The following is a 25534-nucleotide window of genomic DNA, read 5'->3' on the forward strand; positions in this document are numbered from 1 at the left end:
GTCCTACAGGCCCGTCGGCATCAGCCCCGCCAGCCAGTTCACGGAGCGCTTTGCCGCGTCGGCGGTTGCCGAGGCGGCGCGGCCGAGATCGGTCTTGACCACGGCGTAGCCGTTCTTCGTGCGATAGAGCACGCCGGTTCCGCCGTCGACCACCTGTTCATAGGCGACGGGTCGGGCAGCGGCCGCGTCCAGGGCCGTCGTGGGCGAACCGACCGGCACGCTCGGCCGATGGCTGAGCTCCGGCGGCAGCGGGCTTTCCGTCCTGACGGCCCGGCTGGCGGGCTTCAGTTCCGGGCCCGACGCGATCGCGGCCAGGTGCGAGGAGGACGCCGAGCCTTTCGCGCGGCAGATGCCGGACACCAGCGGATAATTGAAATTGCGCTCGTGCAGGATCTGGCTCTTCATCGCCGCTTCGCAATCGGCGATGGTCGACCACTTGGCCGGCGTCTCGCCGATATATTCGCACAGCTTGGCGTCGCAGTCGCAGCCGACAATGGTCATGGCGACAAGGGCGGTCTTGATCACGGTCTCGTCCCTTCGAGATGCCCCCCGGCAGCCCAGTCAGGCATGTCGCGCCTTCAGGCCGACATGCGATCTTTCCATTGCGCGCGAACAAGGCGGGATTTTGCCGCGATTGTGGAATGAGCATGACGGCTCGCCGATCCTGGCCAGGCGTGGCTGAAAAACCTCAGTAGTCGTAGACGTGTTCGAGCCTGGCGCCGGCCTTGATCAGCGACGGCAGCACCAGATGCAGCTTGCGCACGGCCACGACCATGCCGGTGCGGCGCGTCGAGGGCTCCGCCGGCAGCGGATAGCTGAAAAGGATGCGCATGCCTTCGGGAATGGCGATCGAATCGGTCGACAGCACCGTGACCATGATCTTGTCATTGCCGCCGATCTCGACAAAGGAGACACCCTTGTCGATCAGCCGCGGGATCATGTCGGTGAACACCTGGTAGCGCCTGGTGACGAAGACGGTGCCGTCCGCGCCGTAATCGCGTTCCAGCAAGGTGTCGGGCTCGTTGCGGGTGGCTTCGCCGACCGGCCCCCTGGCCCAGACATGGACATCGAGGAAGGCCGGGTCGGAGGTCGCGGCAAGCGCCTTGGTGATCAGGTCGGCATAGCCCTGCTTGATGGTGTCGGCGAGACCGAAGGCAAGCTTGCGTTCGCTGGTGCGGATGGAACTGTCACCAGGCGCCGGCTGCACCGCGAACAGCCCGGCGCGCTTCTCGGCATAAGGGAACTGGTACCACGGCACCTGATCGAGGAAAGAAGCATACTCCGCAGCCACCTTGGCCTGGTAGATGTCGGCCGCCGTGCGCTTGGCTGACGTCGCCTCGGTGATGCGACCGACCGTGTTCTCATAGGCCCATTGCAGGATATGCTCGATCGAATGGCTGGTGCCGATGATGACCAGCATCTGGTGGTTGGCGTAGTTGAACCTGTAGGGAGAACTGGCGCGGATCACCGTGGCATAGTCTTGCCAGAAGCGGCCGACATAGGACCAATAGGGAAAGCCGCTCGGCTGGTCCTTGGCGACGAAACCGGCATATTCGCGCGCGGCGTAGACGATCGCCCATTCCGGGTAGGTGAGGAAGGTCGACTCCTCCGGCCGCTGGTAGCCGAGGATTTCGGCGCGCACCTTGTCGGCCAGTGCCTTGGGCGGCGCGCCGTCGGCAATGCCTGGCAGCGGCGTCCTGTCGAGCGCCGGCGTCGTCAGGAAGCCATAGGCGAGCCCGGCGATCGGGATCAGGATGACGATGACGATCAGCCAGAGGATCGCCTTGACGATGCGCTTTATCAAGCGGAACAGGAACATGGCCCGTCAGGCCGTGGCGAAGTGGTCGTAGATGCGCTTCGACAGCCAGAAGCCGATATAGACGGCGATGCCGCCAATGACGATGTGCGGCAGGTTGGCGAAGAAGCGGGCAGGGAATTCGATGTCGTTGAGGGAGCGGAAGCCGTTGATGAAGATACCGGCATCGAGGCAGCCTGAGCCGGTGATCAGCCCGAGCACGCCGTCGAACAGGTAGACCGAGCCGAACAGCTTAAAATAGAACACCGCCTGGCGATGCGAGATGAAGGCGGCGGCCAACGCCCAGACGCCGGAGAAGGCGTGCAGCAGGTCGTCGTACCATTGCAATGAGAACAGGCCGAACAGATTGCCGTCTGCATCGTTGAAGGCCGGAATGTAGCCGATGGCCACGACGCCGAAGAACAAGAACGCGTAGGCGACGGCAAGCTTCTGGATCAGCGTCATGAAGTATCCCCCTTCTACGAGCCCATTTGTAAACGCTACTCTGCCAGCCGCCTGACGCGGTTTTCTGCGCTTCCGCGTTCTACTGCACCGCAGCAGAACTGTGCTCACGGACCCAAAGGTCCGCTGTGCTTCGGTTCTCGAAAACCACGCCATCCGACTCGGCAGAGCGCGTTTTCAAACGGGCTCTGACGACGTCGAACGTTAGCTGATTTTGCCGCCGGTTGCAGCCCCAACCGGAAACACCGTAAAAATTGCGTGGGAGAGCCAAAAGACAGTCGGCGCCGGGATTTCTCCCAGCGCCTCCCTGTCAGATCAGGACACGGTCGCGGCAGCAACTTCCGTAAAGTCGTCGCGCCATGCCGGCCTTGATTTTGACGGTCCTGCCAGAAGCCACCCGAGAGCAGCATCCGTTCCAGACCACGCCGGTCTTGGCCCTCGCGGGCCTTTGCCCTGCGTGCCATCGAAGGTTTTTGCCGTCCTTCATGGCAGCATCGGTCCGCCGTCGGCGTTGGCACGCTTTCCGCGGCCCCGTAGGTCTCGGCTTCCGTCCCTTGAACAAGCAAGCCTGCTCTCGTTCCGGGCCGTACGGGCCTCAGGAAATCCGCCTTTCACTTCGCCTTTCGGCTTGATGATCGGTAGCCGCCTGAGATGGGTTCAACTTACGCCGGGTAAGGGGTTTGGGGAATGGCCGCGCCCCTGTGGATAGCGGGATTATCGGGGACCAATGCCAGAAGCCAGGGAAGTTCAAGCGCGAAGGCCTTAGACAGCCTGCCTGCCCCGCGCTTTTTGGCGTCCATGGCCGAACGCGCCCTTGCTCCGCCGGCCGGTACGAGTTTGAATGCCGGCAAAGGATCGGGCATCCAGGTCCGGCGTCGGGGAGGGCGAAACTTGAAGGTCGGGGTGGTGCTCAATCCGATTGCCGGCGGCGGCCGGCTGAAACGGCATTGGCCTGACGTCGCCGCCGCGCTGAAAAAGCACTTCGGCGATTTCGAACTGCGCGAGACGCAGGCCGAAGGCGACGCCGAGCGGCTGGCGCTCGATCTCGCGGCAAACGGCTTCGACCTGGTGATCGCGGCCGGCGGCGACGGCACGGCGAGCGAGGTGGCCGACGGCTTGCTGCAGGCCCGCGAGGAGGGCGGCAGGACGACCGAGCTTGGCCTGCTGCCGTGCGGCACCGGCATCGACTTCGCGCGCGGGCTCGGCCTGCCGAAGGAGATCGGCGCGACGCTGGAACGGATTGCCGGGGCGAAGGCCAGGGCGGTCGATGCCGGCCGCATCTGCTATATCGACGACCATGGCGCGCTGGCCAGCCGCCACTTCATCAACATCGCCAGCCTTGGCCTGTCGGGCGCCACTGATCGCGCCGTCAATGCCGACAAGCGCAAGGGCAGGATGTCGGCCAAGGCGCTGTTCCTGTGGCGCACCGTGGTCGAGTTCATCCGCTACCGCTTCCAGGACGTGCGGATCACAGTCGACGACGGCACGCCGGTCGAGGCGCGCATGGCGCTGGTGGCGGTGGCCAATGGCAAATTCTTCGGCGGCGGCATGATGATCGCGCCCGATGCCGAACTGACCGATGGACGGTTCGACATCGTCATCCTGCGCGCGGCGGGCAAGCTGAAGCTGATCTGGGACATCCGCCTGCTCTATGGTGGGCGGCACCGCAACCATCCAGCGATCACCATCCTGCGCGGCAGGAAAGTGGTTGTCGAACCGCTCGGCGACGTCGAGAAGAATGGCGCGCTGGTCGACATAGACGGCGAGTCACCGGGGCGCATACCCGCCACCTTCGAGATCCTGCCTGGTGCGTTGCTGGTGAGATATTGAATCAAGGCACAGCCCGGCGGTGGAGCGTCTCAACGTCGTCATCCCAGGGCGAAGCAGGAGCGAAGCTTCGTCGCGGAGACACTGGGATCCATGCCGTGATATTGGCCGAAGAGTGCGGCGGAGCCGAAATCAGCACCGTTGCAGCGCCTTGATGTTACGGGATGGATCCTCGGGTCAAGCCCGAGGATGACGAAAGGAAGGGGTGTCTCCCGCCAATCGCCGAGCCATGCAGTCCGATCGAAACTCTCGCCCGAGAAACCGGTCGAGATGTTGCAGCTCTGATTCAAGTTGTTGCCGCTATGATTCTAGATGCTCGCCCAACATCTTGATTTTATTTGCTAGTTCATATTTCCAGCCTGGCCGGAAAGCCCGGCGCGCGCAGGTCGGTGCCGACGGTATCTTCAAGCAATTTGACGATCTGGGTCGACCAGGCATCGCCGCCATAAGCCGCCTTGCCTTGCTCGAAGATCGCGTTGACGCGCGACGCCAGATCGAGCGGCACGCCGGATCGTTCGGCCATGGTCAGCGCAAAGCCAAGGTCCTTCAGCGCAAGGTCCATGGTGAAGCCGATGTCGTAGGAGCCGTTCAGCACCAACTGGCTTTCGGTCTCGTGGACGAAGCTGTTGCCTGAAGACGCGACGATGGCGTGGTAGGATTGCGCGAGGTCGAGCCCGCCTTGCTTGGCCAGCATCAGCGCCTCGCCGGCGGCGACCAGATGGATGAAGGCCAGCATGTTGGTGATAACCTTGATCACCGCCGCCGAGCCGATCGGGCCCATCAGGAACGACTTGGCGCACATCGCTTCGATGGCCGGGCGGTGACGCTCGTAGAGGGGGGCGTCGCCGCCGACCAGCGCGGTGATCTTGCCAGCCGCCGCCAGATGCACACCGCCGGTGACCGGGCATTCCAGCGTCTCGATCCCCTTGGCCGAGGCGAGGGCGGCCAGCCGCAAAATCTCGTCCCGGCCGTTGGTCGACATCTCGATCCAGGTGCTGCCCCTGGGCAGACCTTCCAGCAATCCGCCCGGGCCGGCCAGCACCGCCTCGCTGACTTTTGGCGAAGGCAGGCAGGTGATGGCATTGCCGGCCCGCGCCGCGGCTTCGGCCGGGCTATTGGCGGCCGTCGCGCCGAGCGCGACAAGGCGCTCGACGGCGGCGGGGTCGCGGTCGACGACGGTGACGTCAAAGCCGTTGCGGATCAGGCTGGCGGCAAGATTGCCGCCGAGATGGCCAAGGCCGATGAAGGCGTAGCTTTCGCTCACGGCATCAGCGGCGTCTGCATCATCTGCAGATGCAGGTCCTTGCCGGTGTAGGGATGGGCGTCGCAGACCGCCTCGTTGAGCTCGACGCCGAGGCCCGGCTCCTTCGACGGGATGACATTGCCGTCCTGCCATTCGATCTTCTTCTTCAACAGCGTGGCGTGGAAACCGTCCCACTGCTTCAGCGATTCCAGGATCAGGAAGTTGGGCAGCGTCACCGCGAGCTGGATGTTGGCGGCACCGACGATCGGCCCGCAATAGCAGTGCGGCGCGACCTGGATGTGATAGGCCTCGGCCATGGCCGCGATCTTCTTGGTTTCCAGAATGCCGCCGGAGCGGCCGAGGTCCGGCTGCAAGATGGTGGCGGCACGGTTCTCGATGACACGGGCGAATTCGGATTTGGTCGTCAGCCGCTCGCCGGTGGCGATCGGGATCGAAGTCGCGCGGGCGACCTGCGCCATCACTTCGGGCATGTCGGGCGGCACCGGCTCCTCGAACCACAGCGGATCATAAGGCTCGATGGCGCGCGCCATGCGCAGCGCGCCCGATGCCGTGAATTGGCCGTGCGTGCCGAACAGGATATCGGCGCGGGTGCCGACCGCCTCGCGGATCGCCTTGATCATGCGGGTCGAGACATCGATGTCGACGAGGCGCGGCTGATGGCCGTCGAAGGCGGTGTAGGGGCCGGCCGGGTCGAGCTTGACGGCATTGAACCCCTGCTCGACATATTCGAGCGCGCAGGCCGCCGCCATCTCCGGGTCGTTATAGACATTCCTGCCATCCGGCGCGTCCTCGGAATGGACGCTGCCGGTGTGCGGATAGAGATAGGTGTAAGAGCGCAGCGTCTCGTGCACCTGGCCACCAAGGAGCTTGTAGACCGGCTTGTTGGCTTCCTTGCCGACGATGTCCCAACAAGCCATTTCGAGTGCGGAAAAACAGCCCATGCCGGTCACGTCGGGGCGCTGGGTGAAGCCGGAGGAATAGGCGCGGCGGAAGAAATTCTCGATGTCGTGCGGATCGTGGCCGATCAGATAGCGCTCGGCCATGTCCTCGACGAGCTTGGCCGTGACATGGGCGGAGAAGGTGGCGTTGTAGGCCTCGCCATAGCCGACCACGCCGCCATCGGTGGTGAGCTTGACGAAGATGAAATACTTGCCGCCGATGCCGGGTGGCGGGTTGCCGACAACCCAGGTCTTGACGTCGGTGATCTTCATGTGTGGTCCTCCAGAACCAGTTCGGCGCCCTTCCACCCGGTCATGACCGAGGCGGCGTTGGTGTTGCCGGTGATGTTGTCGGGAAAGATCGAGGCGTCGATGATGCGCAAGCTTTCGAGCCCGTGCACCTTGAGGCGCGGATCGACGACGGAGCGCGAGGGATCGGGTCCCATGCGGCAGGTCGAGACCGGGTGATAGACGGTGCCGGAGCGTTTCCTGAAATCGGTGATCAGGTCGGCGTCGGACCGGATCGACGGACCGGGCAGCACCTCTTCGGCGATGATCTCGGCCATGGCGGGCATCGAGGCGATCTTGCGCACGAATTTCACCGCGTCGAGCATCTCGGTGACGTCCGCATTGGTCGAATAGGCGTTGGCGACGATCTTGGGATAATCGAGCGGATTGCTGGAGCGGATCATGATCTCGCCCCGGCTCGATGGCCGGCAGTTGGACAGGCCGATGGAGAAGCCCGGCCACGGATCCGGCGTCAGGATCGGCCGCTCGCCGTTCTTCGGGATGAGGGTCGAGAAGGCCTGGAAATAGAGCTGCATGTTGGGGCGCGAGAAGGCCGGATCGGTGCGGAAGAAGCCGCCGCCATGGTTCATCGACAGCGACAGCGGCCCGGAGCGGGTCAGGATGTACTGCATGCCGACCAAAAGCTTGCCCCACCAGGGACGCAGGATCTGGTTCAGCGTCGGCAGCTTGCCCTTGAAGGTGTAGTTGATGCCGACATGGTCCTGCAGATTGGCGCCGACATTCTCGTTGGCATGCACGACCGGGATGCCCAAGCCTTCAAGCAGCGCCGCCGGACCCACCCCGGAGAGCTGCATGAGCTGCGGCGAGTTGATCGAGCCCGCGGACAGGATGATTTCGCGGCCGGCGCGGGCCGTCCTGGTCTGACCGTTCTGCAAATACTCGACGCCGACGGCGCGCTTGCCTTCGAACAGGACGCGGCTTGCCAGCGCCTTGGTCTCCACGCGCACATTGGCGCGCTTCATCGCCGGGCGCAGGAAGGCACGGGCGGCCGACATGCGGCGGCCGTTCTTGGTCGAGATCTGGTAAATGCCGACGCCTTCCTGGGCAGCACCATTGAAATCGGGGTTGAGCGGCAGGCCGGCCTGCTGGCCGGCGGTGAGATAGCGCTTCGTCAGCGGGTGGACGGCATCAGTGGTGTCGCTGATGTGCAGGGGACCGCCGGTGCCGCGCCATGCGTCGGCGCCGGCTTCGTTGTCCTCGAGCGCCTTGAAGGCCGGCAACAGATCGTCATAGCCCCAGCCGGGATTGCCGGCGGCGCGCCAGTCATCGAAGTCTTCGCGGGCGCCTCTGATCCAGACCATGGCGTTGATCGAGCTCGACCCGCCAAGCAGCTTGCCGCGCGGCCAGTGGTCGACATTGCCGCCAAGGCCGGGATCCGGCTCGGTCTTGTAGTTCCAGTTCACCGTGGGATCGAAGAAGGTCTTGCCGTAGCCGAGCGGCATCTGCACGTAGAAGCGCCGGTCGCTGCCACCGGCTTCCAGCACCAGCACCGAGAAGCGGCCCGAAGCCGACAGTTTGTCGGCCAGAACCGAGCCGGCCGAGCCGGAGCCGACGATGATGAAGTCATAGGTCTGCATGATGAAAATGGCGGCTCCGGAAATCTGGCGCAGCCTAGACGCCATGGGTTCGCCGCGTCGCCGCGCCTTCCGGCATCGGTTGTGAAAAAAGCGACTGGTATACCGGCCGGCTTTCGGGGAATGCCGACAATCGCGCTTGATATGCATGGGGTCGACGGACTATGCGGATGGCATCATTTCGGCATGATTTTTTCCGAAACTTTTCGGAATCATGCCCCTGGCCACTCCGCGCAAAGGCAGGAGAACCCATGCGTGTCCTGTCGGATGCTTTCATTCCCGAACTGCCGGGCTATTACAAAGGCAAGGTCCGGGAGAATTACGACCTGGCCGACGGCAGGCGTATCATCATCGCCACCGACCGTCTCAGCGCCTTCGACATCATCCTGACCTCGATCCCGTTCAAGGGAGAGATCCTCACCCGGACGGCGCGGTACTGGTTCGAGGAAACCGCCGACATCTGCCCGAACCATGTGCTGGAATATCCCGACCCCAACGTCGTCGTCGGCACAAGGCTCGACATACTGCCGGTCGAGATCGTCGTGCGCGGCTATCTGGCGGGGACCACCAGCACCTCGATCCTGACCCGCTACCGACGCGGCGAACGGGACATGTATGGAATGCGCCTGCCAGACGGCCTGCGCGACAATGAGAGGCTGGCCGAGCCGGTCATCACGCCGACCAGCAAGGCGGCCGACGGCGGCCATGACGAGCCGCTGTCCAGGGCCGAGATCCTGGAGCAGGGCCTGCTTACGCAGGAGCAGTGGGACACGGTTTCGGATTATGCCTTGAAGCTGTTCGCCCGCGGCCAGGCGCGCGCAGCCGAACGCGGCCTGATCCTGGCCGACACGAAATACGAATTCGGGACAGACAAGGACGGGACGATCATTCTCGCCGACGAAATCCACACGCCCGACAGCAGCCGGTACTGGATCGCGGCGAGCTACCAACAGGCGCTGGCCGATGGCACGCGGCCGGAGAGCTTCGACAAGGATTTCATCCGCTCATGGGTGACGGCGCGCTGCGATCCCTACAAGGACCCGATCCCGAGGATTCCGGACGAGATCGTCGAACAGGCCTCTGGGGTGTATGCCCAGGCTTACGAGGCGATCACCGGCAAGGCATTCGTCCCGGACATTTCCGGGGATACGGTTCTCGACCGCATCCGCGCCAACCTTGCACGTTATTTCTGAGAGGTGCGATCTCCAGGAACTGCGTTCCTCGGCGATTGGGAAAAACCGTCCTGACGCCCGACACCGCTGAAAATCAGGCACAATCGGGGTATGCCAATTCCACGCCGAGCCGTCGACCCCCACTCCGTCGCCGCTTTGCGGCGCCACCTCTCCCCCGATCGACGGGGTAGAGGAAGGGGCGCTAGCCTTGCCCGGCCTGGCTCCTTCCTCTCCCTCCGGAGGGGGGAGAGGTGGCGCTGCGAAACAGCGACGGAGTGGGGGAAGCCCGTTCCAGAACCCGAAACCGCTGAAAATCTGGCACAACCGGGCTAACGCCAGGTTAGCCTATGGCCTTGGGGCGAGGAAACAGCAGCCGCCGCGCGTTGACCTATTCCCGTAGCGGCGATACGGGATCGATGACCATCACTGCTTGAGGATTCTGCCCATGGTGCAGTACGCGGACGGACGGCCGATCGGAGACCTGACGCTGCGCACCCTGGCCATGCCTTCGGACGCCAATGCCGCCGGCGACATTTTCGGTGGCTGGGTGATGGCGCAGATGGATCTTGCCTGCGGCATCCGCGCCGCCGAGCGCGCCAGGGGCCGCGTGGTGACGGCGGCGGTCAAGGAGATGTCCTTCGCCAAGCCGATGAAGATCGGCGACACGCTGTGCATCTACACCCATGTCGAACGCGTCGGCCGCACCTCGATGACGCTCAAGGTCGAGGCCTGGGCGCAGCGCTACCTTTCCGACCTGATGGAAAAGGTGACGCACGCCGATTTCGTCATGGTGGCGCTCGACGGCGAGGGCAAGCCGAAGGTGGTTCCCGCCGAGAGCTGATTCGACACCGCCAAGCCCGGGCATTTGTAACATCGCCCGAGCGAAGCGATGCGTTCAGCGACATGCTGCCGTTGCCTTCCACGCGCAATTCTCCCGGGCACCGGAGGAAGACAATGCGTCAACATCTGTTGAACGGCTGGCTTGCGGCGGCTCTCGTGGCCCTCGTCTGCCTGCTCGGCATAACCGCTTACGCCGAAGTCAAACAGGACCTTGGGCGCACCGCCTGCCTGCACACCACGGATGCGAAGCAGCGAACAGCGACGTGCACACTCTGCAGCCAGACGCCTTGCTTGGCGCGAAGAGCCTGACTGGCTGCCGTTGGAATGCGGTTATCGTCGAGAGGGGGGCCGGGCGCGTCGGGCCGGCATCGAGCGCCATGGACCAAGTCGCTTTCAGGGAACCGTGACTTCGCCTGGGCAGCTAGAGCCGCTCAGTGCAGGTCCCGAATCCCTTGCCGCGCATGGGCTTCAGGCGTGCATGTCGTCGAATCTGGCGCGTGCCGACTGGACACGCTGGGTGTTCTTGCGTGCCCATTCGCCGAGCGCGCCGACCGGCACCAGCAACTCGTGACCGAGCTCGGTCAGCTCGTAATCGACGCGCGGCGGAATGGTCGGAAATACCTTGCGCGTGACGAAGCCGTCGCGCTCCAGGCCGCGCAAGGTGGTGGTCAGCATCTTCTGGGAGATGCCGCCGACGGCGGCGCGCAATTCGTTGAAACGCAGCGGTCCGCCGCCCAGCTTGCCGACCACGAGCACGGTCCATTTGTCGCCGACGCGCTGCAGGATTTCCGACACGGCGCGGCAGTCCTCGGTGTTATGCGGGTGCCTCAGTAACAAAAACGTGCCTCCTTGCGCCTCAAATTGTCAGTATCACATATAGCGCCGGTATCCAAACGATACCAAAAATTCCCGCTAGGAGAGCCCCTTATGTCCAAGCCCAAAATCGCCATTGTCATCGGTTCGACGCGCGCCGCCCGCTTCGCCGACGTGCCGACGCAGTGGATCGCCAAGATCGCCAAGGCACATGCCGACATTGATGTCGAAATTGTCGATCTGCGCGACTTTCCGCTGCCCTTTTTCGATGAGGTCGCGTCCTCCGCCTGGGCGCCGTCGCAGAACGAAGTCGCACAGCGCTGGCAGAAGAAGGTCGCCGGATTCGATGGCTTCATCTTCACCGCCGCCGAATACAATCACGGCCCGACGGCCGTGCTGAAGAATGCGATCGACTACGCCGCCAACGAGTGGAACAAGAAGCCGGCCGGCTTTGTCGGCTATGGCAGCGTCGGTGGCGCCCGCGCCGTCGAACAGCTTCGTCTCCACGCCGTCGAATTGCAGATGGCGCCGGTCAAGTCCGCAGTCCATATCGCCTGGGGCGATTTCCTCGCCGTGCGCCAGGGCGAGAAGAAGCTCGAAGATCTCGAGCACCTGAACCAGGCCGCCACCGCGCTGGTCAACGACGTCGCCTGGTGGGCCAAGGTGCTGAAGGCCGCCCGCGCCGCCGATGCCATCGCCGGAGAAGCCCAGGCGGCCTGATCCGCCGGATCGGATTGTCCTCCCAAGGGATATGGGGCGGCGCTTGCGTCGCCCTTTTTTCGCGTTCCTGCAAGGAGTTGCGGCTGCGCGAAAGATCTGCATGCAACGCCGCGCCGCCCCTCAGCGCCTCGCAAGCAGGTGAGAGTGCCGCAGACACAGCGCTCTTGCGAAGGCGCCCGTCCCGGGAGCCACGTGCTCGTCCTTTGCCCGAAGAGGGCGGCTCGACCGGCAAGGTCGTGCTGATGCCTTAGTTCCCGAAGGTGCTCGTCGGCAGACTGCCACCTCAAAGGGCGGTCGTCGGTCCAGGTCGGGTCGGCTCCGAATATCGAACGGCTCAAATACCCGCGATCGCGAAAAGCCAGGCCAGGATGTCGAACAACAGAAGGACCAGCGCAATCTGCAATGCCACCCGAAGCCGCTGGATAATGCGCCAGTTGCTGACCATGTCCGCCTTGATGCGAAGGGCGAGCGCGCGCTGCATGGCCGACATGTTTGCCGGCCTGTCGCCGTCGACATATTGATGGAGCAGCTCTTCTGGGTCGAAGCGGAACGTGTATTTGTGGTAGGGCCAAAGCAAGAAGACGATCAGCCCGCCGATGACGAACAGCAGAACCACCGCGATCCAGTCCCAAAGCCCAAGCCCGTCGGAAAGCGCCCTTCCGCCAAGCAGCGAGTTGGCGAACGCAGTGGCGAAGATGAGGCTGCCGGCGCGGGCGTTCATGTTCTCGACGAGGTTCTGCTGGTGATTGAGGCCTCTCACCGCCTCCTGATAAATGAAGGCAAGGCGGGGATCGCCGTCGGCAAGGTCGCTCGCGACTGCTGTGTTGCTGTCTGCTCTACTGGCAGATTCGTTCATAAGGGTGCTCTATAGCGCGCCAGTGCTGCGTCATCCTAACTCAAATCTCTTGCCGCCAAAACGTTGGCCGTACAGGACAGCTCCTCGACTCTTCCACCGGCCTCCATTTATGGGCCGACTGTTTTTGACGGCACTCTGGCGGAGATCTTTGATCTCCAGGATCAGATCGCCTCAAACGTAGTCGGCGCAATCACGCCGAAGGTCGAGGAGGCTGAAATCGAACGTGCCAAGCGCAAACCGAGATCTTTGCGCTCGCAGCCGAACTACGCGAGCGCGATGCGTGTCGCGATGGCAAGTCATGCCTTGGCGGGACAGCTTTCTGAAGCGGAGAAGATGCGCGCCTGCGCGAATTCGATCCCACATTGCGGCTTTCGGACCTCGCGGAGGTGCTGCCCCGTTTTAACGGGTGGAAGACCGCGACAACGGGCCTTCGGAAGGCGGACTTGCCAGAATAGCGCAAAAGCCGGTCCGTCATGCCATGGCCGAAACTCGATGCTCAGATATCCGCTTTCGCGGTCACGCGCCGCTAGACAAGCCGGCAATGGTTGGCGGGCTCGCTGCGAGCTTTCCCAGCCATTCCACAAGTCGCCATGGTTGGACCGCCATATCGGCGGGGCTGCCATCTGGCCCCGCCGGTCCGCCCTGATATATCCGGCTGCGATCCGTCACATGAGGGGCCTCGTGAAGTCATCCAGCCTGGCAGGCGCCGTTTCTCCCATGATCCCGGTGCTTGTCTGCGCGCTTGGCATCTTCCTGCTGTCGGGGATGGACGCGGCGATGAAGGTCCTGGTCCTTGCCGTCGGCGTCTACAACACGGTGCTGTGGCGCAGCATGCTCGCGACCGTGGTTGCCGGCGCCGGCTGGTCGGCGGGACCGCGCACGCTGCCCAAGCCTTCCGTGCTCAGGCTGCATGCGCTGCGTGCCGCGGTCGTCGGCTTTGTCCTGCTGTCCTTCTTCTGGGGGCTTGCCAGGCTGCCGCTGGCGGAGGCGATCGGGCTCAGTTTCGTGGCGCCGCTGTTCGCCCTGCTGCTGGCGGCGTTGCTGCTCGGCGAACGCATACAGCGTCAGGCGATCTGGGCCTCGCTGGCCGGCATTGCGGGCGTCGCAATCATCGTCGGCGGACAGTTCGGGCAGACAAGCCATGCCAGGGATGCCTTGCTCGGCACGGCGGCGGTGCTGGTGTCGACGGTGTTCTATGCCTACAATCTGATCCTTGCGCGGCAGCAGGCGCTGGTGGCCAAGCCGATCGAGATCATGCTGTTTCAGAACCTTTGCGTGGCGGTCTTCCTTGGTCTCGCGGCGCCCTGGCTGGCCATTGCCCTGCCGCGCGAGCTCTGGCTTCCGCTCGCCGGCGTGACGGCGCTGTCGCTCGCCGGCCAATTCCTGATGAGCTGGGCCTATGCGCGGGCGGAAGCGCAGTATCTGATCCCGACGGAATACTCCGCCTTCATCTGGGCGATCGCACTTGGCTTCCTTTTCTTCGACGAGGCGGTGACCTGGACCACGCTGGCGGGAGCGGGTCTCATCGTCACCAGTTGCCTGATCGCGGCACGCTCAAATCCCAGGCTTGCCGAGCCGATCGAAGCCGCTCTCTGATGGCCTAAGCTTCCCGCCCACCATGCGCCGAGGAGGGAGGCTGATGGGCTCGGAGGGGTAGCCGTCATCTAAGTAGATCATTCATCTAAGTAGATCCTTTGCAATTTCTAGTTTATACACCATTTTACTAAATATCTTTGCTTAAGCGCCGCTCTTTTCCCGGACAATAAGTATATGTCTTCCGAAAGATCGATGTTATGGTGGATTGTGTAATGATTCCCCGGAACGAAATCGTTCCTTTCAGCATTGATCCGACGTGGCCATCCGGAAGTCCGTAAGCGAACGGTTCGAGGCGGCCATGCCTCACGAGGAGGATGTATCCGATGAGCTTCTTCGTCAACGCCGTGGGTGTTCCTCTTCCCTATAGCGGTACGTCCAACCACTGGTTCTCGGCGCCTGGGGCCGGGCCCGACTTGTATGGCAGCGCGGGAAATGACTCGTTTTACGGAGCGGGCAATCTCAACGTCACCATGCATGGCGGCACGGGCGATGACATCTATTACCTCTATGGGGCGGGCAACAAGGTGGCCGAGGGCGCCGGGGCAGGCATCGACACGATCAGCACGTGGATGAGCTACAAGCTCCCCGCCAATGTCGAGAACCTCATCGTCACAAACCCCAACAACTACGCTTTCGGAAACGGCTTGGACAACATCATCACCGCCAAGGCTGGGCACCAGACGCTGGACGGCGGCGCGGGAAATGATGTTCTGATCGATGGCGGCGGTGGCTACGACACGTTCGTCACCTCGAAAGGCAACGGCAGCGACCTGATCGCCAATTTCGCCGCCACCGACACCGTCCGCCTCAATGGCTATGGTTTCACGTCGTTCGATGCCGTTCACTCGAACCTGATCCAGGCGGGATCGAACGTGCTGCTGAACCTCGGATCCGGCGAGATCCTCGAGTTCAAGGACACGACCATCGACAAGCTGCAGCCCAACCAGTTCGAATTGCCGATCGACATGTCCGGCATGAAGCTGTCCTTCAGCGACGATTTCAACGCGCTCAATCTTCACAACGCTCAGGGCGGCACGTGGGATACCAACTTCTCATGGGGAGCGCCGAACGGCAGCACATTGACCAGCAATGGCGAGCTGCAATGGTACATCGACGCCAATTACGGGCCGACGAGTTCCGTCCACCCGTTCAGCGTGAATAACGGCGTGCTCACCATCACCGCCGCGCAGGCGCCGGCCGACATCAAGCCCCTGATCAACAACTACGAATACACGTCAGGTATCCTCAATACGCACAGCACCTTCTCACAAACCTACGGCTATTTCGAAATGCGCGCCGACCTGCCCGAGAACGCCGGCGCCTGGCCCGCCTTCTGGCTGCTGCCGGCAGACGGCTCGTGGCCGCCGGAACTGGATGTGGTGGAAACGCGCGGGCAGGACCCGAACTCGTTGATCATGACGGCGCATTCGAATGAAACGGGAACCCACACCAAGGTGACGTCGACGGTAAACACCATGGATACCGCCGGCTTCCACACCTATGGGCTGCTGTGGACGCCGGACAAGCTCGTCTGGACTTATGACGGTGTCCAGGTCGCGGAAGCGGCGACGCCATCCGATATGCACAAGCCCATGTACATGCTGGCCGATCTCGCGGTCGGCGGTCTTGCCGGCGCGCCTCCCGATCATCTGGCGACGCCTGCCGAGATGAAGATCGACTATATCCGCGCCTATACGCTGGACAACGCGCCGGCGAGCGCTTTGCACACCACCACCAGCACCGCCACGCATAGCATCGCCAGCAGCACGCTGCACGGCGGTTCCGAATTCGGGGGCCACGCGTAAGGGCCGGGATCATGCAGCGGCGGGAAATGCGGAAATGACTGGACCGTCCGGCCTGCGTCCGGTCTTCCTGCGCGCTATCGCCGATGTCGGCGTCTTCTCGCTGCTGATCAACATCCTGCTGTTGGTGATTCCGCTCTACCTGCTGCAGGTGTATGACCGCGTGCTGCCGTCCTCCAGCGTCGAGACGCTTGTCTATCTGTCAGCTATCGCGGTGCTCGCGCTCGCCTTCCTCGGGCTGCTGGACGCGATCCGCGCCGTCTACACGCAGCGCGTCGCGGCGACCGTCGACCGCAAGCTGGGTGCCAGCACCTTCGCCGTTTCGCTCGGCGCGAGATATGCCGGCGGCCTGTCGCCGCTGCGCGATCTCGCTTCGGTCTGCGCCTTCATCAGGTCACGCGGCGTGGCGGTGCTGTTCGACCTGCCTTTCGCCCCTGTCTTCCTCGCCTTGCTCTATCTCATCCATCCGGTGCTGTTCTGGGTGACGGTCGCCGGCGCGGTGCTTCTGCTATTCCTCGTCGTGGCCAACCAGCTTGCGATCGGCAGGAACGATGCCTTGTCCGCGGAGTGTTCGGCGTTGGCCAGCCAGGCGGAACAGGCCTTTGCCCGCAATGCCGAGACGCTGCGCGCCATGGGCATGGTGCGGAATGCCTCGCTGGTCTGGGGACGGCACGTGGCGGCGGCGCTCACTTTCCATGACCGTTCATCGAGCGCCAACGCGATCTTCAGCGGCGCCTCGCGGGCGCTGCGCATGATGCTGCAACTGGCGATCCTCGGCGCCGGCGCATGGCTGGTGCTGCAGGGGCAGATGACGGCCGGCATGATCTTCGCCTCCTCGCTGGTGTCGTCGCGCGCGCTGCAGCCGCTCGACCAGCTGATCGGCGCCTGGCGGCAGATCGCCGACGCGCGGCGGGCGTGGACGCGGCTGGAAAAAGCGCTCGCAATGCGTCCGGCCGAGCCGCGAAAACTGATCCTGCCCGATCCGGCCGGCGCGATTTCCGTACAGGACGTCTTCTTCATGGCGCCGAACGCCCAACCCGGCACGGAACCCATCCTCAAGCGGCTCAACTTTGCGATCGGCGCGGGCGAAGCGCTGGCCATCGTCGGCCCGAGCGGGGCCGGCAAATCGACACTGGCGCGGTTGCTCGTGGGGGCCGCCCAACCGACCGGCGGCTCAATCAGGATCGACGGCGCCGACCTCAGGACCTGGGACGAGAGCCAGCTTGGAAAGCATGTCGGCTACCTCGCGCAGGAGGTTGAGCTCTTTCCTGGATCGATCGCGCAAAACGTCGCCCGCTTCGACCCGCAAGCGGACGACGCCGCAATCGTCGAGGCGGCAAGGCGCGCCCAGGTGCACGAGCTGATCCTGGCGCAGCGCGACGGCTACCAGACCATGATCGGCCCGTCGGACAGGGCGCTGTCGGGGGGCGAGCGCCAGCGAATCGGCCTGGCGCGCGCCTTCTACGGAAATCCGCGGCTCCTGGTACTCGACGAGCCCAGCTCCCATCTCGACGGCAGCGGCGAGGCCGCGCTCGAGGCGGTGCTTTCGGCCGCGCGAGCGGCGGGCGTCACGGTCATCGTGGTCACCCATCGCCCTGCGATCGCCGCCGCTTGCGACCGCGTGATGCTTTTGCGCGGCGGCCTGGTCGAAGCCTTCGGCCCTGCCGACGAGGTGCTGCGGCGCTCGGTCATCGGCAAGGCCCCCCAGCAGAGCACGGTGGTGACCGGGGCATTCGTCCCGACAATCCGCGCGGGTGGCAGTTTCGGATCGTGAGATGACGACACAGAGCCTCGCCTGGGACAGCCAGCCTCGCACCGACATAAGACGCGTGGCCCACACCGGCTATGTCGCCATAGCGGTGCTGGCGGGCGGCTTCGGCTATTGGGCCGTCAGCGCTCCCTTGTCGGGAGCGGTGATCACGCAAGGCACGATCTCGGCGACCGGCGGAAACATCCGCATCCAGCATCGCGAGGGCGGTATCATCAGGGAATTACCGGTCCATGAAGGCGATCGCGTGCAACAGGGCCAGGACCTGGTCGTGCTGGACCCAACCGCCGCGCAGGCCGAGCTCAACCGGCTTGTGAGGCAGTCGATCGCGCTCAGGGCAAGTGCGGCGCGGCTGGAGGCGGAACGCGACGGATTGGACAGGATGGCGCCCATCATCGAAGCGGCGCCGGCACCTTTCCAGCACGACTTCGAGATCCTGGTTCGCGAACAGCAAAAGGAGTTCGACGCCAGGCTGGCCCGGTTCCGGTCGGAAAAATCGATCCTGGCACAACGCGTCGCCATGCATCGGCAGTCGGTGGTGGGGTTGCAGGCCCAGCAGCAGGCCATTCAGCAGCAAGCCGACGTCGTGAAGAACGAACTCGGCATCAAGACCGGCCTGCTGGACAAGGGCCTCACCAACCGTACCGAGTACTCCCAGCTATTGCGCAGCGAGGCCGATCTCGTCGGGCAGGCCGGGGCGCTGGAGGCCAACCTGGCGACGGCCAACACCCAGATCGTCGAAGCCCAGGAGCAGATCGAGCGCCAGACCACGCAACGCGTCGAGGAGGCGCTGACGAAGCTGGACGACGTTCGCTCCAATCTGGCCGATGTCGAGGAGCAGACCAGGGCGGCGGAGGCGGTGCTGCGGCGCACGACGATCAAGGCGCCGGCGGCAGGCATCGTGGTGTCGTCGGCCTATAATTCCAAGGGAAGCGTGATCGCCCCCGGCGAAAAGATCATGGAGATCCTGCCCACGGCATCGGGCCTCGTCGTCGATGCAAGGCTGCGGCCGAAAGACCTCGATCAGGTCCGTGTCGGCCAGCCGGCGAAGCTGCGGCTGTCGGCCTTGAATGCGCGGCTCACTCCCGAGGTCTCAGCCACGGTGGCGCAAATCTCAGCGGACCGGCTCGTCGACGAGGCAACGCATGAGCCCTATTTCCGAGCCAAGCTGAGGATCGCGGCCGACCTGCCGCCCGGCGTAAAGCCCGAGCAGCTTTATCCCGGAACGCCAGTCGAGGCGTTCATCAACACCGGTGACCGGACTTTCCTGGAGTATCTGGCACGGCCGATGCTCGATTCCTTCGCCCGCGCCTTCACCGAGCGGTAGAGCTCGCGGTCCGCGCAGTATATTGGCCGCCGTCGAGGGCCGCCGGACCGAAACCAGGCATATGCCGTCAGCGCACCATCTCGCGGTGACCGCTGGGCAGGCGGGTGGCGATCAGCTTGTCGATGCGGCGGCCGTCGAGGTCGACGACCTCAAAACGCCAGCCCTGCGCGTCGACACATTCGCCAGTCGCCGGCAGATGGTGCATGTGCGACAGCACATAGCCGGCGACGGTCTCGTAGTCGCGGTTCTCCGGCAGGTCGATGCCGAGCACCTCGGCCATCTCGTCGGCCTGCATGTAGCCGGCGAGAAGCCATGAGCCGTCGTCGCGCTGGACGGCGTTTTCTTCCTCGCCGGCCTCGAGATCCGAGCGGAAGACGCCGGTGATGGCTTCTAGGATGTCGGCGGGGGTGACGATGCCTTCGAAGTGGCCGTATTCGTCATGCACCAGCGCCATCGGCACGTCGCTCTCCTTCAGCTTCTGCAACACATCAAGCGCATCGGCCTGATCGTGCACGATCGGTGCCGCGCGCACATATTTGCGCGGGTCGAGCGCGCGGCCGCCGAGCAGTGCGGCCAGCACGTCGCGCGTCTGGATGACGCCGATCATAGCGTCCACCCCGCCGTCGCCGGCGGGCAGGCGCGAATGCTGAGTGTCCATCAGAAGCTTGCGGATCGTGGCATCGTCGGACTGCAGGTTGATCCAGTCGACATCGGTGCGCGGTGACATGACGGCGCGCACGGCGCGGTCGCCAAGCCGCATGACGCCGGCGATCATGCGCCGCTCGTCGGATTCGATAGTGCCGTGATGCTCGGCCTCGGCGACCAGCATCTTGATCTCCTCGTCGGTGACCTTTTCCTCGCTTTCGCCGCGCTGGCCGAGCAGCCAGAGCACGGCACGGCCCGAAATATCGAGCAGGAAGACCAGAGGGGCCGAGATGGTGGCCAGGATGGTCATTGCCGGCGCCGCCCGTGCCGCGACCCGCTCGGGATCGCGCAACGCGATCTGCTTGGGCACGAGTTCGCCGATAATCAGCGAGGCATAGGTGATGATGGCCACGACGATGCCGACGCCGAGCGGATCGGCTATGTTCTCGCGGATGCCTGCCGTAGCCAGATATTGCGCCAGCCTCTGGCCGAGCGTGGCGCCGGAAAAGGCACCCGAGAGCACGCCGACCAGCGTGATGCCGATCTGCACGGAGGACAGGAATTTGCCGGGATTGGAGCCAAGCGCCAAAGCGCGGCCGGCACCCTTGACGTTGCGGTCGATCATCGCCTTCAGGCGAGCCGGCCGCGATGAGACGATGGCGAGTTCGGACATCGACAGAAGGCCGTTCACGCAGATGAGGACGACCACGGTGGCGATTTCAACGTATAGCATGAGGGCTCAATAGCATTGCCGCACGGCTTTCGAAAATAGTCGGCGGCCATTTTAGAAAGATGACAGCGGATGCGGGTGGATCAGACAGCATCCCAGGGCGGCGCGCCTTCGAGAAGGGGCCGTTCGGCAAGATCGTCATCGCGACGACCTGACCTGCCGTCACGGCAACTGCTTCAGCACGCCGACGACCGCCTTGCCGTCGGTGAAATAAGGGTCGCCGCCGCCATTGCGGCCGCTCCGGGTGGGGCCGATGCCCGCCAGGCCGCTGGTCGAGGCCAACAGGCCGGCGGCATTGAGATCGCCGACCATAAAGTCGCGCTCGGCATCGAGGTCGGGACCGATGTGATGGGTGATGGCGCCCGTGTCATGGCTCAGACCGACGCCGCGATCGAAGCTGGCGGCACCCAGCCAGAGCGGCCTGCCATCGTCGCCAACCGTATCCGTTCGCCAAAAACGGACGTGATGGCGCCGGTCGGCACTGTCGCCGACCGGCTTTTCGAAAGCGAGTTCCTGGGCGCGGCCTTCGAACAGCAGACGGCTTATCGGTGCGTCGGGATAGGGGCGGGAAAACAGGACACTTTCGCCGATGTCGATGGCGGTTCTCAAGGTGACGGCGTCGGCGGTGTCCCAGCCGGCGACGGCGAAAGCGTGCACCAGCTCCTTCTCCGTGCCGATCAGGCCGACATTGATGGGGTCGCCGGGAATGCCTTGCGGCGTGTGGGTGACCATCTCGAAATGCCGATCGCGAAAGCCGCGATCACGGAATGTCCAGAATTCCGGCGCCGCGACATAGGCGAGCGCCAGATAGCCGCCCAGCACGGCCACTACCCAGATCGCAATGCGTCGCTGGAGGCTTCGTTGGCTCATAAAGGCGGCTCGATCCGAGCGCTATCTGTTGCCTGACGGTTCCCTGGAAATCAATGGCCAGAGATGAGCAGACGGTTTATCGTCAGCCATCATTTTTTCGTGGGGGCGGGAATGAAACGGAAGCCGACGGGCCCGAGAACGATGGCGTTGACCGCGGATCTTGTCGCCCGGGTCGAGCGCGTCGAACTGGATCCAGGGCCTGAGCCTGGAACGGCCGAGCACACCAACGCGGAGTTCGATGAGTTGGTCGCTCGACTGCTTGCCGAATATCGGCCCGAAATGCTGTGGGTCTTCGCCTATGGTTCGTTGATCTGGAATCCCGAATTCGTTCCTGTCGAGCAGCGCCCGGCGACGGCGCCTGGATGGCACCGTTCGTTCTGCCTGAAGCTGACGCGTTGGCGGGGCACGCGCGAATTGCCTGCCCTGATGCTGGCGCTGGACCGCGGCGGCAGCTGCAACGGGATCGTCTACCGGCTTCCCGATGAAGATCATTTCGGGCAGCTCGGCCAGCTGATGCGCCGGGAAATCGATGCCAACCCACCAACCAACGTGCCCTGCTGGATCAAGGTCAAGACCAAGCAGGGTCCGCTGCGCGCTCTGGCTTTCGTCGCCGCGCCGGGTGGCAAGGCCTATGCCGGACGGTTGCCGTTGGAGCAGGTTGCGGACACGCTGGCGCGAGCCGCCGGACACTGGGGGTCGTCGGCGCAGTATCTGTTCCGGACCGTCAGCAAGCTGGAAGAAAGCGGTATTCGGGACAAGAATCTCTGGCGCATCCAGGATCTCGTGGCTCGGCAAATTATCGCGTCCACCGGTGACGCATGATCTTTTCCTACCGGCAGGCGCGGTAACCGTTCCTGCGGTTCTTGATGTCGAAATGGAAATGGTTGCGGTGGTCGTAATTGTAGCCGGGGCCGAGCACGGTGGTGAAATACTGGCAGCCGTCGGCGCGCACATTGTTGAGGAAGCCGCGGGTGCGGAAGGCGAACAGGCCGGGTTTGCGCACGTCGATGTCGTCGCCATTGTTGAGTTCGATGCTCATGACATCGAGCGCGTTGCCCTTGCCGTGCTCCGACAGCACGCCTTCGCCGGCAATGTTGCGGCAGGAGTAGCTTGAGCCCTGGTGGATGGTCCTGACGCCGGAGAAATAGCGCCAGCGGGCGGAGGGAACGAGTTCGTTCTTGGTCCAGGCGGCGAAGGTGGCGGCCATGTCGCAGGTCAGGGTCGCGGCGGGTTTCATCTCGATGCTGCCGATAGCCGTGACCTTGACCGGATAGTCGATGCCGCACTGGCCCTCATGGATCGGCGCCAGGTCGGTGTAGGCGACATCGAGGCGCTTCAGCTGCTGGCGGCAATCGGTTTCGCTGGCTGGAATCTGCTCCACCGGCGACATCGGCTCGTCCATGCGCGGATAGGCGGCCTGCGTCATGTAGGGATTGGACGGAACAAGCTTCTGCATGCCCTGATATTGCGGCACGGCCGCGGTCTGCGAGCCGACATCGACGGCAGGCTGCAGCGACAGCACGCTGCCGGTGTTGCAGGCGGAAACCGTGGCCAATGCAAGACCGGCGGCCATAAGCGCCGCAGGTTTCAATTGGTGCGCGGCGGCGAGGAAAACGGCGCGAAATTTGCCGGCCATTGGCGGAAATCCTACTTCTGGATATCCGGCATTTTAACGATCAAGGGTAAAGGAAAACTCAGCGTCCGCGTTCACGCCTGCGGCGGAATTGCGGCGGCGATCCTGCGTCAACCGCGTTTATTGGCAGAACGTGCCGCCATGCCGCCGGGGCTCAAGGTCGAGATGGAAGTGCAGCGCGTGGTCGGCGTCGGCGCCTGGGCCGAGCACGGTCTTGAACGGGCCGCAGGCGGCCTTGCGCACGGCGTCGAGGAATTTGCCGTCTTTTTCCGGCGGCGCCGGCCCGACCTCGATCGTCCTGCCATCGGACAGCGTAAAGCTGGCAATGTCGAGCGCGTTGCCGAAAGCATGTTCCGACAGTTTGCGTGTGCCATTGCGCGGCCGGCAGACGAAGGCCGGCGCCTGGCCGATCGATTTCAGGTCAGCGCCGAATTCGGCTTTAGCCGCCGGCTGGATGACGTCGGCGGCAAAACGCGCCGCCGCCTCGGCCATCGGGCAGTTGAGCTCGGTGCCCGGAGCAATCGCGATCGATTTGCCAAGCGACTTCAGCACGATGGGGTAGGGGATCGAGCAGCCGATTTCGGGGTTGCTTTCGGCCTTGTGCTCCTCGAATTCGACCCCGAGTGTCTTCAGGCGCTCGCGGCAGGCGACTTCCTCAGCCGGCATCTTGTCGGCGGGAAGATCGGCCGAGCGTGGATCGGGCAGCATCTTCTCCTCGTCACCTGCTTCCGCCGGCTTTGGCGTTGGCTGCGGGGCGACGGCCGGCGGTTGAGGTTCGGGCGTCGTGGTGGCGGGCTTTGGCGTCGGCGTCGGCGCCACGGCAGGCGGCTCCGGCTCGCCTTCGGTTTCGGCTGGTGGTTCCGGTGGTTTCGGGCCTTTCTGATGGGACTCTTCGTCGCTGGGTAGATCGGGGTCCTTGGGCGGGTTGGGCGCCGCGCCGCTCTTTGGATTTTCAGCGTTCTGGTCTTGGGACTTTGGGGTGTCCACCGGGCGTGGCTCGGGCACCGGGACATCGGCAGACGGCCGAGCATCCTGCGTTGCCGGCGGTGCCGGATTGGGCGCGAGATGCTGCCTGGTTCGCGCTCTCGACTGCCGCTTGCCGCGCGGTTTCAGCGGCTGATCGGCCCGCTGTGTCAGCGGCTGCTCCACGCGCGGGCTCAGCGGCCTATGGTGTTTGTTACGATGTTTGGCGTCGGCCGGCATGACCAGCAGAGCCGTGACGGCCAAGGCCAATGCAATCCTGTACCCTCGGGAAAAGCTCAGCTTTGCCATCATCCACAAAACGGCGCCAGTCGGCCGAAGTTGCCTGGACAGGCGCTTAGACCCGATCACAATCGGTTACCTCCGCGTTACGCGCCGATCGCTTCCAGCCCCTCTTCCAGCCAGTCGGCGAGCAGCGGCATGCCGAGCAAGTATTTCGCCGTGCGCTTGTTGGCGCGCTCGCGCGCCGCGGTTACGGCATCGGTCCATTCCGAGGGGTCGTAGTCGCCGCGGCCGACCCAGGCCAGCGCGATCAGCTCGGCGGCCTCGTCGATATTGAGGTCGTTGATCAGCTCGCGCAGCTCTTCCTCGGTGAGGTTCTCCGAGCTTTCCTCGGCAAGGCCGTCATGGTGGTGGTTGTCATGCGTGTCGCCGTCGAACTCGACCTCGTGTTCGGCGCCGTCGGCATAGTCCTCGTTAACGCCCGCGCTCAGCGCCTTGGCCTTGAGAATGAACAGCCGTACGGTATCGGGGCCGATCGTGAGATCCCAGTCCTTTTCGAGCCGTCGCTGCACGGGCCCTCTCCGTCAGTCGTTTGCCGGATGATACCGGATTTGCGGCATCCGTCACCTCATGTTCTCCAGGCGATCTTTTCCGGGATGAAACGCGGACCGCTCGGCGTTAGTGTTGCATTGTCACACCCTCAGGAGGTTTCCATGCATAAAAGAGTGCTGATCCAGGCGGCGAGCGCGCTTATCGCTCTGCAGTTCCTTGCCGTTCCGGCGTTCGCCGCCGGCAGCAGTGGTGGTAGCGACCAGACTGTCACCCAGTGCAAGAAAGGCGAGGTCTGGGACAAGAAGAAGCAGAAATGCGTACCGCCGAAGGAAGGCATGCTGGACGACGACAGCATCTACGATGCAGGCCATGCGCTGGCGATGGCCGGCCGCTATGACGAGGCGATCTCGGTTCTCGTTCTTGCCGCCAACAAGCAGGATCCGCGCATCCTCAACTATCTCGGCTATTCGCACCGCCATTCCGGCCGCGTCACCGTCGGCCTCGGCTATTACGAGGAAGCGCTGCGCATCGATCCCGATTACACGCTGGTGCGCGAATATCTCGGCGAGGCGCATCTGCAGATCGGCGATCTGGCCGGCGCCCAGCAGCAGCTGATGGAAATCGAAAAGCGCACCGGCAAGGGTTCGCGCGAATACGGCATGCTGTCCGAGCAGATCGACCATTTCATGAGGAGCTGATCGGGCCCTCCTGATGTCTCAAAGCGGCTGCGAGCGATCGCGGCCGTTTTTGTTCGGCTCCGTCCCACGGCCGCCCCTGCTACAAAAGAAGGGATGATTTTTACAAAACCGATTTTTGGGCGTGAAAAGCCCGCAAAGAT

General features: G+C 64.0%; 23 protein-coding genes. 10 read left to right on the forward strand and 13 right to left on the reverse strand.

Annotated features, from left to right (window positions below):
• Window positions 1-3 precede the first annotated feature (3 nt).
• The 3 genes from LB557_RS27045 to LB557_RS27055 form a co-directional block, all read right to left on the reverse strand.
• The gene (locus LB557_RS27045) at window positions 4-525 is read right to left on the reverse strand and encodes a hypothetical protein (RefSeq protein WP_140664885.1); all 522 of its coding nucleotides are present in this window, start codon (window positions 523-525) and stop codon (window positions 4-6) included.
• Between the two features lie 163 nt (window positions 526-688).
• On the reverse strand, window positions 689-1819 hold the full coding sequence (locus tag LB557_RS27050) for a hypothetical protein (protein ID WP_224642548.1): 1131 nt from the start codon (window positions 1817-1819) through the stop codon (window positions 689-691).
• 6 nt (window positions 1820-1825) lie between these two features.
• Complete coding sequence (locus LB557_RS27055) at window positions 1826-2260, reverse strand: hypothetical protein (RefSeq protein ID WP_140617720.1); 435 nt, start codon at window positions 2258-2260, stop codon at window positions 1826-1828.
• 888 nt (window positions 2261-3148) lie between these two features.
• On the opposite strand from LB557_RS27055, the gene LB557_RS27060 reads away from it, so the two are divergent.
• The gene (locus LB557_RS27060) at window positions 3149-4087 is read left to right on the forward strand and encodes a diacylglycerol/lipid kinase family protein (RefSeq protein WP_015316133.1); all 939 of its coding nucleotides are present in this window, start codon (window positions 3149-3151) and stop codon (window positions 4085-4087) included.
• Window positions 4088-4430: 343 nt separating this feature from the next.
• On the opposite strand, the gene LB557_RS27065 is transcribed toward LB557_RS27060, so the two are convergent.
• The 3 genes from LB557_RS27065 to LB557_RS27075 are packed head-to-tail and all read right to left on the reverse strand — an operon-like array spanning window position 4431 to window position 8172.
• Window positions 4431-5348, reverse strand: coding sequence for an NAD(P)-dependent oxidoreductase (locus tag LB557_RS27065; RefSeq protein ID WP_224642546.1), 918 nt, complete (start codon window positions 5346-5348; stop codon window positions 4431-4433).
• Window positions 5345-6559, reverse strand: a complete 1215-nt coding sequence (locus LB557_RS27070) for a mandelate racemase/muconate lactonizing enzyme family protein (RefSeq protein ID WP_015316135.1) — start codon at window positions 6557-6559, stop codon at window positions 5345-5347. Before LB557_RS27070 ends, LB557_RS27065 begins: the two co-directional genes overlap by 4 nt.
• Window positions 6556-8172 (reverse strand): GMC family oxidoreductase, encoded by a 1617-nt coding sequence (locus LB557_RS27075; RefSeq protein WP_224642589.1) that lies wholly within the window; start codon window positions 8170-8172, stop codon window positions 6556-6558. Before LB557_RS27075 ends, LB557_RS27070 begins: the two co-directional genes overlap by 4 nt.
• 248 nt (window positions 8173-8420) lie before the next feature.
• On the opposite strand from LB557_RS27075, the gene LB557_RS27080 reads away from it, so the two are divergent.
• Window positions 8421-9362: a phosphoribosylaminoimidazolesuccinocarboxamide synthase gene (locus LB557_RS27080; protein WP_140721768.1), complete on the forward strand. Its 942-nt coding sequence runs from the start codon at window positions 8421-8423 to the stop codon at window positions 9360-9362.
• 424 nt (window positions 9363-9786) lie between these two features.
• Entirely contained in the window at window positions 9787-10182 is a 396-nt protein-coding gene (locus LB557_RS27085) for an acyl-CoA thioesterase (RefSeq protein ID WP_140664901.1), read from the forward strand.
• A gap of 467 nt (window positions 10183-10649) precedes the next feature.
• On the opposite strand, the gene LB557_RS27090 is transcribed toward LB557_RS27085, so the two are convergent.
• Entirely contained in the window at window positions 10650-11018 is a 369-nt protein-coding gene (locus LB557_RS27090; RefSeq protein WP_023770230.1) for a winged helix-turn-helix transcriptional regulator, read from the reverse strand.
• 90 nt (window positions 11019-11108) lie between these two features.
• On the opposite strand from LB557_RS27090, the gene LB557_RS27095 reads away from it, so the two are divergent.
• Window positions 11109-11714 carry an NADPH-dependent FMN reductase gene (locus LB557_RS27095; protein WP_140617723.1) on the forward strand — a complete coding sequence of 202 codons (606 nt, stop codon included), beginning with the start codon at window positions 11109-11111 and terminating at the stop codon, window positions 11712-11714.
• Between the two features lie 334 nt (window positions 11715-12048).
• Here LB557_RS27095 and LB557_RS27100 read toward each other — a convergent pair whose 3' ends face one another.
• On the reverse strand, window positions 12049-12570 hold the full coding sequence (locus LB557_RS27100) for a hypothetical protein (protein WP_224529353.1): 522 nt from the start codon (window positions 12568-12570) through the stop codon (window positions 12049-12051).
• 669 nt (window positions 12571-13239) lie between these two features.
• On the opposite strand from LB557_RS27100, the gene LB557_RS27105 reads away from it, so the two are divergent.
• From LB557_RS27105 to LB557_RS27120, 4 genes are all read left to right on the forward strand, one after another.
• On the forward strand, window positions 13240-14166 hold the full coding sequence (locus LB557_RS27105) for a DMT family transporter (protein ID WP_140823238.1): 927 nt from the start codon (window positions 13240-13242) through the stop codon (window positions 14164-14166).
• A gap of 323 nt (window positions 14167-14489) precedes the next feature.
• Complete coding sequence (locus LB557_RS27110; protein ID WP_224642545.1) at window positions 14490-15971, forward strand: family 16 glycosylhydrolase; 1482 nt, start codon at window positions 14490-14492, stop codon at window positions 15969-15971.
• Between the two features lie 34 nt (window positions 15972-16005).
• Window positions 16006-17742 (forward strand): type I secretion system permease/ATPase, encoded by a 1737-nt coding sequence (locus LB557_RS27115; protein WP_224642543.1) that lies wholly within the window; start codon window positions 16006-16008, stop codon window positions 17740-17742.
• A gap of 1 nt (window position 17743) precedes the next feature.
• The gene (locus LB557_RS27120; RefSeq protein ID WP_224642541.1) at window positions 17744-19063 is read left to right on the forward strand and encodes an HlyD family type I secretion periplasmic adaptor subunit; all 1320 of its coding nucleotides are present in this window, start codon (window positions 17744-17746) and stop codon (window positions 19061-19063) included.
• Window positions 19064-19130: 67 nt separating this feature from the next.
• On the opposite strand, the gene LB557_RS27125 is transcribed toward LB557_RS27120, so the two are convergent.
• Window positions 19131-20441, reverse strand: a complete 1311-nt coding sequence (locus LB557_RS27125) for a hemolysin family protein (protein WP_015316146.1) — start codon at window positions 20439-20441, stop codon at window positions 19131-19133.
• A gap of 159 nt (window positions 20442-20600) precedes the next feature.
• On the reverse strand, window positions 20601-21308 hold the full coding sequence (locus LB557_RS27130) for an LssY C-terminal domain-containing protein (protein WP_140789627.1): 708 nt from the start codon (window positions 21306-21308) through the stop codon (window positions 20601-20603).
• Window positions 21309-21419: 111 nt separating this feature from the next.
• Here LB557_RS27130 and LB557_RS27135 point away from each other — a divergent pair, with 111 nt between their 5' ends.
• Window positions 21420-22130: a gamma-glutamylcyclotransferase gene (locus tag LB557_RS27135; RefSeq protein ID WP_140721789.1), complete on the forward strand. Its 711-nt coding sequence runs from the start codon at window positions 21420-21422 to the stop codon at window positions 22128-22130.
• Between the two features lie 7 nt (window positions 22131-22137).
• Here the strand turns inward: LB557_RS27135 and LB557_RS27140 are convergent, their stop codons facing one another.
• The 3 genes from LB557_RS27140 to LB557_RS27150 all read right to left on the reverse strand — a co-directional run bounded on the left by LB557_RS27140 (window position 22138) and on the right by LB557_RS27150 (window position 24716).
• The gene (locus LB557_RS27140; protein WP_140617732.1) at window positions 22138-22944 is read right to left on the reverse strand and encodes an extensin family protein; all 807 of its coding nucleotides are present in this window, start codon (window positions 22942-22944) and stop codon (window positions 22138-22140) included.
• Window positions 22945-23061: 117 nt separating this feature from the next.
• Complete coding sequence (locus LB557_RS27145) at window positions 23062-24174, reverse strand: extensin family protein (RefSeq protein ID WP_263496847.1); 1113 nt, start codon at window positions 24172-24174, stop codon at window positions 23062-23064.
• Window positions 24175-24290: 116 nt separating this feature from the next.
• Complete coding sequence (locus LB557_RS27150) at window positions 24291-24716, reverse strand: DUF3775 domain-containing protein (RefSeq protein ID WP_224644044.1); 426 nt, start codon at window positions 24714-24716, stop codon at window positions 24291-24293.
• 141 nt (window positions 24717-24857) lie between these two features.
• Between LB557_RS27150 and LB557_RS27155 the strand changes: the two genes are divergently transcribed.
• Window positions 24858-25394 (forward strand): tetratricopeptide repeat protein, encoded by a 537-nt coding sequence (locus LB557_RS27155; RefSeq protein WP_140617735.1) that lies wholly within the window; start codon window positions 24858-24860, stop codon window positions 25392-25394.
• The last annotated feature ends 140 nt before the right edge of the window (window positions 25395-25534 follow it).

The sequence above is a fragment of the Mesorhizobium sp. BR115XR7A genome (assembly GCF_020165315.1).
Lineage (GTDB): Bacteria > Pseudomonadota > Alphaproteobacteria > Rhizobiales > Rhizobiaceae > Mesorhizobium > Mesorhizobium australicum.